General features: G+C 56.0%; 10 protein-coding genes. 9 read left to right on the forward strand and 1 reads right to left on the reverse strand.

The features are described 5' to 3' along the window. On the reverse strand, positions 1–1,472 hold a 1,472-nt coding region (locus ABWO75_RS11840; protein WP_353185794.1), incomplete at its 3' end, for a beta-N-acetylhexosaminidase. Between the two features lie 254 nt (positions 1,473–1,726). Here ABWO75_RS11840 and ABWO75_RS11845 point away from each other — a divergent pair. The 9 genes from ABWO75_RS11845 to ABWO75_RS11885 all read left to right on the forward strand — a co-directional run bounded on the left by ABWO75_RS11845 (position 1,727) and on the right by ABWO75_RS11885 (position 12,254). Then, positions 1,727–2,731, forward strand: coding sequence for a Gfo/Idh/MocA family protein (locus ABWO75_RS11845; RefSeq protein ID WP_353185796.1), 1,005 nt, complete (start codon positions 1,727–1,729; stop codon positions 2,729–2,731). 23 nt (positions 2,732–2,754) lie between these two features. Next, positions 2,755–3,954, forward strand: coding sequence for a Gfo/Idh/MocA family protein (locus ABWO75_RS11850; RefSeq protein WP_353185798.1), 1,200 nt, complete (start codon positions 2,755–2,757; stop codon positions 3,952–3,954). Further along, positions 3,945–5,183 (forward strand): Nramp family divalent metal transporter, encoded by a 1,239-nt coding sequence (locus tag ABWO75_RS11855; RefSeq protein WP_353185800.1) that lies wholly within the window; start codon positions 3,945–3,947, stop codon positions 5,181–5,183. Before ABWO75_RS11850 ends, ABWO75_RS11855 begins: the two co-directional genes overlap by 10 nt. 5 nt (positions 5,184–5,188) lie before the next feature. Continuing rightward, entirely contained in the window at positions 5,189–6,205 is a 1,017-nt protein-coding gene (locus ABWO75_RS11860; protein WP_353185802.1) for an NAD-dependent epimerase/dehydratase family protein, read from the forward strand. Between the two features lie 3 nt (positions 6,206–6,208). After that, a complete protein-coding gene (locus tag ABWO75_RS11865; protein ID WP_353185804.1) occupies positions 6,209–7,276 on the forward strand; it encodes a dihydrodipicolinate synthase family protein in 1,068 nt (355 codons plus the stop codon). A gap of 1 nt (position 7,277) precedes the next feature. Then, positions 7,278–8,801, forward strand: a complete 1,524-nt coding sequence (locus ABWO75_RS11870; RefSeq protein WP_353185806.1) for a PQQ-dependent sugar dehydrogenase — start codon at positions 7,278–7,280, stop codon at positions 8,799–8,801. 70 nt (positions 8,802–8,871) lie between these two features. After that, complete coding sequence (locus tag ABWO75_RS11875) at positions 8,872–10,224, forward strand: Gfo/Idh/MocA family oxidoreductase (protein WP_353185808.1); 1,353 nt, start codon at positions 8,872–8,874, stop codon at positions 10,222–10,224. Positions 10,225–10,355: 131 nt separating this feature from the next. After that, complete coding sequence (locus ABWO75_RS11880) at positions 10,356–11,234, forward strand: EboA domain-containing protein (protein WP_353185810.1); 879 nt, start codon at positions 10,356–10,358, stop codon at positions 11,232–11,234. A 39-nt stretch (positions 11,235–11,273) separates the two neighbouring features. Beyond that, entirely contained in the window at positions 11,274–12,254 is a 981-nt protein-coding gene (locus ABWO75_RS11885; protein WP_353185812.1) for a TatD family hydrolase, read from the forward strand. Positions 12,255–12,369 lie beyond the last annotated feature (115 nt).

The following is a 12,369-nucleotide window of genomic DNA, read 5'->3' on the forward strand; positions in this document are numbered from 1 at the left end:
AAAATCGTGAATTCCACCTTATTCGGTGTTTCGATGTATTCCGTCCAAACATTGGCCTGTACGCCGATGATGTGCTTTTTTTCGGCAGCTGACAGGGCTTGGGGAGTCGGGTCGGCGGAGTACACCTTTTGCAAGGTGGATAGACCGCCGATGTTCAGTGGCTCCCGGTTGACATCAGGCCCCTGTTTGTGGTCGAAATAAAGCCCGTAGCTGTTTGCTGTCATGATCACGTCGTGCCCCAGTTTTGCCGCGTCAATGCCGCCTGATTCGCCCCGCCAGCTCATTACCGTGGCGTCAGGTGCCAATCCGCCTTCCAGGATTTCATCCCAGCCGATGATGCGGCGTCCTTTGCTGTTGACGTATTTTTCGATGCGGTGGATCACATAGCTTTGCAGCTCGTGCTCGTCGGCTAATCCCTCGTCCTTGATCCGTTTCTGGCAATAGGGGCAGGTTTCCCAGCGGTCTTTCGGGCATTCGTCGCCGCCGATGTGGATGTATGCACTGGGGAATATAGCAATGACTTCATCGAGCACATCCTCCAGAAAGGTGAACGTTTCTTCTTTGCCGGCACAGAACACTTCTTCAAATACGCCCCAGTGCTGTGCCACGTGGTAAGGCCCCGGGTTTTCGCCGCAACCCAGGTGAGGGTATGCCGTCAGCGCCGCCTGAGCGTGTCCCGGTAATTCAATTTCGGGGATAACGGTGACGTAGCGGGCTGCCGCATAAGCTACAACTTCCCTTGCCTCTTCCTGGGTATAGAAACCACCGTAACGGGTACCGTCATACATGCCCGGCCGGCGGTTCCGGCCAATCAGTGTCTGGTCGCGGAAGGCGGCTACCTCGGCGAGTTTGGGGTATTTTTTGATTTCGATGCGCCAGCCTTGGTCGTCGGTAAGGTGCCAGTGGAATGTGTTGAGTTTATAGGCGGCAATGAAATCGATGTATTTCTTGATAAAGGATATGGGAAACATGTGGCGACCCACGTCCAGGTGCAGTCCGCGGTACGCATACCGCGGCGCATCCCGGATGGTCACGGCCGGAACCGCCAGGTTCCCATCGGGGTCGGATGGCAGGAGCTGAATCAGGGTTTGCATAGCATAAAACAGTCCCGCACCCTTTCCATGCAGTGCGATCCCGTCAGGCGACACGATCAGTTCATATCCTTCGGGGTTGGTGATATTTCCGGCCTTTTTCGATGCAAAATGGATGACCGAGGTGCCGGTTGCATTTGGCTGGACAGGAATATCCAGCTGCAGTGCTTCGCGGGCATACGCCTGGAAGAATACGGCAATTTCCCGGTCTGCTTCGTTGTCGTACGCGATGCGCGTTGCTGCGCTAAGCGTGAAATTTCCGTCGCCTACCTGCAAAACATCCGGTGCGGGAATAATGGCCGGCACAGACGCGGCTTCCTGGGCCAGGGCGTAGGTAACTAAACACCACATGGCAATTAAAAAGGAATAAATTTTCTTCATGAGCGATCATATTTAAGTTTGTCGGTGTGATTTCGTAGACACCAAAGATATAAATGTTGGGCGAATACACAATATCCAGCCGACGTAATCATTGCGTGTTGCTGCCGGAAACTGCCGGATGTCGAAATAAATTTGGAAGTGTAACCTTTATTTTCTTTCTTAGCGTGTACGTTACCGTAACCCGATTATGAATCTGGCGGCTCGCTGCCGGCACCGGTGCCGCATACCACTGCGTGTGCCCTAACTTATTATTCATGATGACAGAAACTAACCAAAGCAGACGGACGTTCATTAAATCGGCTGCAGTAACCGGGCTCGGCGTATCGCTCGGACAGCTGACCCTGCTGGGAAATACGGTCCGGTCGGGTAAGCGCGTCGGTATCATCGGCCTGGATACTTCACACAGCATTGCCTTTGCCAAGGCACTCAATGCGGCGTCGCCGGATCCAAAGCTGAAGGGATACCGGGCTGTTGCAGCCTATCCATACGGAAGCAAAACCATTGAAAGCAGTTTTTCCCGGATTCCGGGTTATATCGATGAAGTAAAAAAGTTGGGCGTGGAAGTCGTGGATTCCATTCCGGCATTGCTGTCCGGCGTGGACGCCGTGTTGCTGGAAACGAATGACGGCCGGCTGCACCTGGAGCAGGCACTGGAAGTGTTTAAGGCAGGCAAGCCGGTGTTTATTGATAAGCCGATTGCGGCTTCCCTGGCGGATGCGCAGGCGATCTTTGACGCGGCGGCCACCCATGGGGTTCCCGTATTCTCTACCTCGTCGCTGCGGTATGCTGAAAAAATAGCCGAGATCAGGTCCGGCGCCTTGATCGGCCCGGTTACCGGCGCAGCTACCTATAGCCCGGCACCTATCGAACCCACCCACCCGGATTTATTGTGGTATGGCATCCATGGTATCGAAATGCTGTATGCATTACTGGGTACGGGCTGTGAACGCGTTACCCGGGTTTACAGTGATGGAACGGACATCGTCGTAGGTACGTGGTCGGACGGGCGAGTGGGTACTTTCCGGGGAATCCGGTCGGGCCGCACCGGCTATGGAGGAACGGCCTTCGGCGAAAAAGGACAGGCGGCCATCGGCGAATACGGCGGTTATATCCCATTGCTGTATCAGATTGTTGATTTTTTTGACAGCGGCATACCGCCGGTTGATTCGAAGGAAACCCTGGAACTGGTTGCGTTTATTGAAGCGGCCGACGAAAGCAGGAAGCGCGGAGGCGCATCGGTGCCGCTTTGGCAACGTTAACCAACCATACCCGGAGGATGAGCATGGCATATTACAACGAAACATATTCACGAAGAGATTTTATCCAGGCCGGTTCATGGACGCTGGCCGGCCTGGCGTTGGGACTGCCCGCGTTCGCTGGTGCGGGGCAAAACGGCATCACCCGGCTGGGCATTATCGGTATGGGAAACCGGGGCGGGGGCATCGCCAATATCTTACGGACGCTGCCGGGCATGGAGTTGGTGGCCTGCTGCGATATCATGGAAACGCAGCTCGGCGTGTCGGCGGCCGCCCCCGAAGCAGTCAGGCGCTACACCGATTACCGGCAATTGCTGGACGACCGGGCGGTTGACGGTGTGGTGATTGCCCTGCCGGAATACCTTCATTTCCAGTCGGCCACCGCCGCTTTGCAGGCCGGCAAGCACGTTTACCTGGAAAAGACAATGACCCATACGCCCGATGAGGCTGACCAGCTGGTCGCGGTAGCTGCCAATCACCCGAAGCAGGTACTGCAGATCGGTCATCAATATCGCTATTTTATGCTGTACCACAAGGTCAACGAGGCCATCAGGCAGGGCTGGATCGGAAATGTGCTGCAGTATGAGTGCCAGTATCACCGCAATTCGGACTGGCGGCGTCCGGTGCCGGACGCTGCACTTGAACGGCAGGTCAACTGGCGCATGTACAAGGCGTATTCGGGCGGGTTGATGACGGAATTGTGTGCCCACCAAGTGGATATCCTGAACTGGTTCGCCGGTGGTCATCCCTTGCAGGTAACCGCCGTGGGGGGCATCGACTACTGGAAGGACGGTCGGGAAACCTACGATAACATCCGGGCGATATACACCTATCCGGGCGGTGTACGGGCGAACGTGAGCTCAATATTGACCAATGCCTATAATGGTTATTCCATACGGGTGCTGGGGACAGCGGGAACCATCGAAATACAGCGCACCGGAGCATTGGTGTACCCTGAAAACCATAAAAAGGAATTGACTACGGTCGACGGCGTGACCGGAGCCACCAGCGAATCCTGGGGACAGGGGAAGCCGGTACCGCTTGCCTTTGAAAACCAGGATGCCGAGAACCGGGATCCGACCGCCTATGCGCTACTCGACTTTGTCGACTGCATACGTACCGGGAAAAAGCCTTTTTCCAATGTGGAAACCGGCCGTGATTCGGCAAAGGCCGTAATGCTGGCCAACTGTTCAGCGGAAACCGGAAAAATTCAGCAATGGCAATAACCCCAAAGGAAGCGAAAAGCAGCAACAGTTTTCCGCTGCGGCGCTGGCTGGCCACGATCGGCCCGGGCATTGTAACCGCAGCTATTGTGTTTGGGCCGAGCAAGATCACCATCACCTCCAAAATGGGGGCCCAGTATGGCTATGCCCTGCTGTGGGTGGTTGCGGTGGCTATTTTCTTTATGATCATCTTCACCGCGATGGGAGCACGCATCGGTCTGGCCACACAGCAGACGCTGCTGGGAACAATCCGTGCCCAGTATGGCAAATGGGTGTCGGGACTGGTGGGCATCGGCGTGTTTCTGGTAGCTACCTCGTTTCAGGCGGGAAATTCCGTGGGGGTAGGCATTTCGATTGCGGAGGCAAGCGGTACATCGCCGGCGCCCTGGATCCTGCTGTTTAATGTCATTGGAATCGCCCTGCTTTTTTTCCGGCATTTTTACCGCACACTGGAGCGGTTGATGATCGCCATTGTGGCGCTGATGCTTTTTTCCTTTCTCACAACGCTGTTTTTAGCTAAACCCGCGGCCACTGAGCTGCTTGCCGGTTTCCGCCCCTCCGTTCCGGAAGGTTCAACGGGACTGATCATTGCCTTTTTCGCTTCCTGTTTTTCCATTGTGGGGGCATTTTACCAAAGCTACCTCGTGCAGGAGCGGAAGAAGATCGGGCAGGCCACCGGGCAGCAGGGCAACGACGGTTTCACGGGCATTCTGATCCTGGGCGTCATGAGCGCCGTGGTCATGATCTGTGCGGCCGCAGTGCTGAACCGCCGGGGCATCAGCGTAACCAGTGCGTCCGATATGGCGCGGGCGCTTGAACCGTTGTTCGGCCATTATGCATCGCAGCTGTTTTTGGTGGGATTGTTCGGAGCCTCTTTTTCTTCACTGATCGGCAATGCCACCATCGGGGGATCGCTGCTTGCCGATGGCCTTGGTTATGGCAGCCGGCTGGACGCCAAAGCCGTGAAGCTGCTGATTGCCATTGTAATGACGGCAGGCAGCGCCGTTGCCATTGGATTTGAAAAACCACCATTGGAACTGATCGTGTTTGCCCAAAGCGTAACCATTTTTCTGGTACCGTTTATCGGTATCGCCATGTATCTGATTTCGAGTAACCGGGCGCTCATGGGTGCGTATGTCAATACACCGTTTGTCCGGTACAGCGGATTCATCGGACTGCTGGTTCTGGTGCTGTTGGCCTGTTATAATTTTAATGAACTGTTTTTAACGTAATTATTATGCATGAACTGGCAGAACTGGAAACACGGATGCTGACCCCTTCGGCGGCATTGATTGAGGATATGCGCCGCATCAACGGCGATATCCTGTTGTTGGGTGTGGGCGGAAAGATGGGCCCGTCCATGGCGCAGCTGGCCCGCCGGGCGGCCGATGCGGCGGGGACCGGGCAGCGTATCATCGGTGTTTCGCGGTTTTCGGATACGAAAGCGCGCGCGGCACTGGATGCAGCAGGAGTAGAAACCCTTGCCGCTGATCTGCTGGATGACGCGGCGCTGGCGGAACTGCCGGACGTTCCCAATGTCATTTACCTTGCCGGCCAGAAATTCGGAACCACCGGCAACGCTGCATTCACCTGGGCCATGAATACCTACTTGCCGGGGCGGGTTGCCGAAAGGTACCGTAATTCCCGTATCGTCGCGTTTTCTACCGGAAATGTGTATCCCTTTTTGCCGGTTTCGGCAGGCGGTTCCTCCGAAGATCAACCAGCGGATCCCCGTGGGGAATACGGTCAGTCCTGTCTCGGACGCGAACGTATTTTTCAGTATTTTTCGGAAAAATACAGCACGCCGGTGCTGATTTACCGACTGAACTACGCGATCGACTACCGATACGGTGTATTGCTGGAGATTGCCAGGTCTGTGCAGTCGGGACGGCCCGTTGACCTGTCTACCGGCCACGTCAACGTGATCTGGCAGGGCGACGCAAATGAAGTGGCACTGCGGTCACTGCTGCATTGTACAGCACCCGCCAAGATTTTGAATGTCACCGGACCCGAAACGGTTTCGGTACGGTGGCTGGCACAGCAGTTCGGGATCCTGTTTAACCGCGAACCGGTGTTTGTCCATACCGAGGAACCAACGGCGCTGCTCAGCAACGCAGCAGAAGCCCATCGGCTTTTTGGCTACCCGAGAGTGACGCTGAAGGAGATGATCGGGCTGACCGCCGACTGGCTTGTCCAAGGAGGTGAACTGCTTGACAAGCCAACGCATTTCCAGGAAAGAGAAGGTAAGTTTTAAGCTATGGAACTCATGCTGTCGAAAGAAAAACATAAGCTGCTGCTGGATGGTACGGTGATCCCCGCCCATCCACTGGCACTGGACGCCGGGCGGAAGCTGGATGAAGACCGGCAACGGCTGTTGACGCGATATTACATCGCGGCGGGCGCCGGAGGTGTGGCAGTTGGCGTGCACAGCACACAGTTTGCCATCCGCAACCCGGGTATTAACCTCTACGAGCCGGTGCTGCAGCTGGCGGCTGATGAGATCGGCCAGGCGGACATCGGACGCCCGTTCCTGAAAATCGCCGGCATCTGCGGCGATACCCGGCAGGCGGTAAAGGAAGCGGAGATTGCCCGAAACTGCGGCTATGATCTGGGACTACTGAGCATGGGCGGACTGCCGGAGTTGACTGAAGCGCAACTGCTGGAGCGGACGCGGGTGGTAGCGGAAACCATCCCTGTCTTCGGGTTTTACCTGCAGCCCAGTGTGGGCGGAAGGATTTTTTCGTATGATTTCTGGACCGAATTTATTGCCATTCCAAACGTACTGGCCATCAAGGTAGCGGCGTTCAACCGCTACCAGACGCTGGACGTCATGCGCGCGGCGTGTTTTGACCGGTCAGGCAAAACGGTTGCCCTGTATACCGGTAACGACGATAATATCATTGCCGACCTGCTGACGGACTACCGTTTTGAAGTAGACGGACATACCGTCTCCAGGCATTTTGTAGGAGGGCTGTTAGGGCAGTGGGCTGTGGGGACACATGCGGCAGTACGTCTGCTGGATGAGATCAGGAATTGCCGGGAATCCAGCTTCCGTAACGCCGGGCAGCTGTTGGCTAGGGGCGTACAGCTTACCGATGTAAACGCCGCTGTTTTTGACCCTGCACATCATTTCCATGGCTGCATTCCGGGCATCCATGAAGTGCTGCGCCGAGGGGGCCTGATGGCCGGTATCTGGTGTCTGGATCCGAAGGAAACGCTTTCCGATGGCCAGGATACGGAGCTCGACCGGGTATTTGCGGCGTACCCGGACTTACTTGATGTTGCATTTGTACGGGCTTTTCTGAAAACGGATAAACACGGATGAGATGCTGTTGAATCCACTGATCGATATACGGGGGTACCACTGCCTGATTGCTTTGCTAGCCATCGGTTGCCTGGGATGCGAACCAACGCCGCAGGAAGCCGAGGCGCTGTTTACCTACGGGGCTACCACGCTGGCCATGACGACGGTCGCCGATAGCCTGGACGTGCCATGGGAAATCTGTGCGGGTCCGGGCGGGCAGCTCTGGGTTGCCGAACAGTCGGGCAAAATCAGCCGGATCGACCCGGAAACAGGCGTACAGCAGGAACTGCTCTCACTAAAGGACGTTTACCGGTTGCGGACGGGCGGATTGCTGGGGATGACCCTGCACCCGGATATGGATGCCAGCCCTTATGTTTTTATTGCCTACGTGGCGAAGAATGAGGTGGATCAACCGGTATCCCGGATTGTGCGGTATACTTATGCCGGCGATACGCTCGTCGCACCGCTGGAAATACTGGAATATGCGGCCTGGAATGGACATTATGGCGCCAGGCTCGTGATTGCACCCGATGGCATGTTAATGGTGGCAACGGGTGATGGCGCGCAGCACGGGAATGCGCAGGATGTCCGTGTGCCTCATGGAAAAATACTGCGGTACCGGATCGACGGCAGCATCCCCGCGGACAATCCGATCCCGGGCAGTCCGGTGTGGGCGTGGGGCCTGCGCAATCCACAGGGCCTCGCGTATGCAACCGATGGACAGCTATACAGCTCCGGACACGGGGACGCGATCGCAGATGAAGTCAATAAAATCATCAAAGGGGGAAATTACGGATGGCCGGTGGTGGAAGGGTTTGCCGATACAGACCTGGAAAGGGCGGTAGCCCGCGACAGTGTTATTCAGGAGCCACTGCGGGCCTGGACACCCACTATTGGTCCGGCCGGACTGGCCCTGTATGAGTCGGATATCCTGCCGGAATTCCGCCGAAGTATTCTGCTGACCACGCTCAAGGGAAATGGACTCCATGTGCTGAAACTGGATGCGGACGGGAGCCGCATTGTGGCCGACACGATCTTATTCCAGCAGCTGTTCGGCCGCCTGCGCTCCGTTTGCGTGACCCCGGCCGGCGATATTTACATCGGCACCAGTAACCGCGACTGGAACCCGAACGGATTCGCTGAGGCGCGCGACGACCGGATTATCCGGTTGTCGAAGGCTACAAAGCAGCAGCTGCGTAACCAGCAGGCTACGCCCGCCGCGGTGGCCAATCAATCCGATGTGGTGAGCCGTGGCGAACTGCTGTATACCGATTACTGTGCTTCCTGCCACCAGGCCAACGGACGGGGAGTAGCAGGGGTATTTCCATCACTTTATCAGACCGGGCCGGTGGCTGCTGCGGATGCAGACGCTTTGATCCGCCTGGTGCTGGAAGGCAGGGGCGAAATGCCGGCTTTTCATTTCCTGGAGGATAAGGAACTTGCGATTATACTTTCCTATGTACGGAAACGGTTTGGACCGCAGGCCAGCCGGGTATCGGGGGTGGAGGTAGCTGCGCGCAGGCCGGCACCTGCCAGCGGGCAATGAGGTCTTTGGCGAGCACAGGGGCACGCCGCCGGTCCAAAAAGGAACATACACATTCAAATAATACCGGATTATGAAAAAACGAACTAACACACGCAGGGATTTTATCAGGAAAACCGCCATCGGTACGGCGGCATTATCGGTTGGCGGAATCCTTCCGGGCTTCAGCGCCGCCAGTTACCGCCAGATCATCGGGGCTAACGAACGGATCCGGGTGGCCATGATGGGCGTCAATGCCCGTGGGCTGGCCCTTTCGCAGAATTTTTCCCTGCAACCCAATTGTGAGGTTGTTTACGTATGTGATGTGGATACCCGGGCGGCTGAAAAATGCAGGGCAGCGGTGGAGAAAAACCAGCAGCGCCGTCCCAAAGCCGAGCCGGATATCCGGAAGCTGGTAACTTATGCTGACGTGGATGCGTTGGTGGTAGCGGCGCCGGATCACTGGCATGCGCCGGCGGCTATCCTGGCGTCGCAGGCTGGCAAGCATGTTTACCTCGAAAAACCCTGTAGCCATAATCCGCATGAGGGGGAGTTGCTGGTTGCAGCACAGCAGAAGTACGGCAACGTGATCCAGATGGGCAATCAGCGGCGGTCGTGGCCCAATGTCATGGAAGGTATCCGGGCGCTGCACGATGGTGCAATCGGCAGGCCCTATTTCGCAAAAACGTGGTACACCAATAACCGCGCCTCCATCGGTACGGGAAAAGCGGCGGCAATACCGGAGTGGCTGGATTATGAATTATGGCAGGGGCCGGCACCGCGGAGACCATTCAAAGACAATCTTATCCATTATAACTGGCATTGGTTCTGGCATTGGGGAACGGGAGAAGCACTTAATAATGGTACGCATATGGTTGACCTCGCCCGATGGGGACTGCAGGTGGATTACCCGGAAAAGGTAAGTTCTTCGGGTGGACGGTACCGGTACCAAGACGACTGGGAAACACCCGACACACAGGTTATTCAGCTGGATTTCGGTAGTAAAGGGCTGATTTCCTGGGAAGGGCACAGCTGCAACGGTCGCGTTGTGGAAGGTTCAAGCGTGGGCGTGATCTTTTATGGGGAAACCGGTGCACTCCAGATCAATGGCGATAACGGCTATACCATTTATGACCTGAAGAACCAGGTGGTTAAGCGTGTGGAGCATACCGCCGACGTCGATTCAAGGAACCTGACCAATCCGTCCCAGGCATTGGATGCAGGGCATATCCAGAATTTTTTTGACGGCATAAAAAACGGGGGTAAGCTGCATGCAGACATTCTGAGCGGCCACATCAGCACCTTACTGGTCCAGTTGGGCAACATTGCCCAACGAAGCGGCAGCCTGCTGCACATCAACCCCGCCAACGGCCATATTCTTGACAATCCAGGGGCCCAACAATATTGGCGCAGGGAATATGAGCCCGGTTGGGAACCGGTGGGGTGAGCTGTAGGATGACGCAGGGAACACCTCCGGAATTTGCGCGGGCGTGTTGACGATGATTGGAAAAATCGTACCTTTGATCTGACCGGACGCCAACGGGATCCGGTTTTGATTGAGTGATGTTGACTAAAGGTATGAGCCCTATTGAAGATCAGTTTTCGACCACGCATATTGCACATAATGAATTAATTGCCAGCCACGTGAAGCCGTATGTCGGCGACGCGGAATGGCAGGTATTAACCGGCAACCTGGGCCGCATTGCCGAAGATCCGCAACCCTCGCTGATTGCACGTGTGTTTACGGGGATTTCCAGAATCGTGAAACCGGGCGATAAGGGCCGGCAGATTGTGCTGGATGACGCCGCCGGCCCGGGGCAAAATCAGCTGCCTTTGCTGGTCAAGGGCTGGACACCGGCGCGACTGCTGCGGGTGTGGGCGCTGATGCATATCCCACCGATGGAACAGGCGGCTTATGTACAATTAATTGAACGGCTTTTTCTTTACGGCGAAATGGAGGAACTGGTGGCGTTATATTCCGCCTTACCGGTATTCCATCACCCTGAAGCCTGGCGTCATCGGTGTACCGAGGGCATCAGGAGCAATATCGGACCTGTCCGGGAAGCCATCATGGCCGACAATCCCTATGCCGCAGCTTACCTGGATGAAGGTGCCTGGAACCAGCTGGTGTTGAAAGGTTTTTTTACCGAAGCCGATATGCGGCGTATTATCGGATTGGAGAAACGCAACAATGGGCGACTGGCTGCGGCATTGGTTGACTACGCCTATGAACTCCATGCGGCCAAACGGACGATCAGTCCGCACCTGTGGCTGCTGGTGGCGCCCTTTATGGATGAACGTGCATATAGCCTGATGCGGAATATCCTGGAGGAACATCCGGATATCGGCGTCAGCCGGGCAATAGCTGTAGCGTTTCACCGGAGTGATTTTGCGCCGGCAAAGGCATTGCTCAGAGAAAACAGCGAATTAACAGATTTATTGAATACGGCCGGCTAACCGAACGGGCGGCCGACCGAAGTTTACCATTAAGATACTATGTGTAATTATAGTGATCGTGACCAGGCATCGATGGGGCAGCGCGTTGCGCTGGAATTGGACCTGGTGCAAGGATTCCGTTTTTTTGATCCGCACATCCATATGGTGTCGAGAACCACCGACGACTACCAGGCCATGGCCGATGCAGGCGTCGTCGCCGTCATTGAGCCGGCGTTCTGGGTAGGACAGCCGCGGACCGGCATCGATACGTTCCGCGATTATTACAGCAGCCTGATCGGCTGGGAGCGCTTCCGTGCTTCCCAGTTCGGTATCCGGCATTTCTGCACCATTGGACTGAATTCACGGGAGGCCAATAACGAAGCTTTGGCTGCGCAGGTAATGGAGGTGCTTCCCTTCTTTATCCACAAGGAGGGGGTGGTTGGCGTTGGCGAGATCGGTTTCGACGACCAGACACCCGCCGAGGAGAAATATTACCGCCTGCAGCTGGATCTTGCCCGGGAAGCCGGGTTGCCTGTGCAAGTACACACACCGCACCGCGATAAAACGAAGGGTACGACGAGAAGCATGGATATTGCACTGGAACATGGCCTGGACCCCGGAATGGTGATTATTGACCACAATACCGAAGAAACCGTCAAGGAGGTGCTGGACAGGGGATTCTGGGCTGCGTTTACGATTTATCCGTTCACGAAAATGGGCAACGAGCGGATGGTGGAAATTGTAAAGGAATACGGACCCGATCGGATCATGGTGAATTCGGCGGCTGACTGGGGAATCAGCGATCCACTTGCCGTGCCAAAAACCGCTGCCCTGATGGTGAAAAGCGGGATTTCGAGGGAAACAATTGAGGCGGTATGTTACAAAAACGCCATCGCTGCTTTTGGCCGGAGCGGCCAGCTCGACGAGGTGATGCTCCAGGAGCAGGCCCCCATTGACCAAGGCCAGAAATTTGAGGGCAATTCCATTCTGCGGGGTGGACAGCAGCCGAGGCGGAATCCCGGTTCCATTGTGATTTCCTAATTCCGGAGCGCGGACATGAAATGGAGGGCATATTTAACGCTGATGCGTCCGGCCAACGTGGTGACGGCTATTTCCGATGTGATGGCCGGGACTGCGGTTTCGGCTCTTTATTTCG

The organism is Parapedobacter lycopersici (genome assembly GCF_040395035.1).
Lineage (GTDB): Bacteria > Bacteroidota > Bacteroidia > Sphingobacteriales > Sphingobacteriaceae > Parapedobacter > Parapedobacter lycopersici_A.

Bases quoted from the DNA above. Each gene is read 5' to 3' on its own strand.
- ABWO75_RS11845 (WP_353185796.1), top strand. From the start codon at position 1,727: ATGATGACAGAAACTAACCAAAGCAGACGGACGTTCATTAAATCGGCT.
- ABWO75_RS11885 (WP_353185812.1), top strand. From the start codon at position 11,274: ATGTGTAATTATAGTGATCGTGACCAGGCATCGATGGGGCAGCGCGTT.
- ABWO75_RS11875 (WP_353185808.1), top strand. From the start codon at position 8,872: ATGAAAAAACGAACTAACACACGCAGGGATTTTATCAGGAAAACCGCC.
- ABWO75_RS11850 (WP_353185798.1), top strand. From the start codon at position 2,755: ATGGCATATTACAACGAAACATATTCACGAAGAGATTTTATCCAGGCC.
- ABWO75_RS11865 (WP_353185804.1), top strand. From the start codon at position 6,209: ATGGAACTCATGCTGTCGAAAGAAAAACATAAGCTGCTGCTGGATGGT.
- ABWO75_RS11870 (WP_353185806.1), top strand. From the start codon at position 7,278: ATGCTGTTGAATCCACTGATCGATATACGGGGGTACCACTGCCTGATT.
- ABWO75_RS11860 (WP_353185802.1), top strand. From the start codon at position 5,189: ATGCATGAACTGGCAGAACTGGAAACACGGATGCTGACCCCTTCGGCG.
- ABWO75_RS11855 (WP_353185800.1), top strand. From the start codon at position 3,945: ATGGCAATAACCCCAAAGGAAGCGAAAAGCAGCAACAGTTTTCCGCTG.
- ABWO75_RS11880 (WP_353185810.1), top strand. From the start codon at position 10,356: ATGAGCCCTATTGAAGATCAGTTTTCGACCACGCATATTGCACATAAT.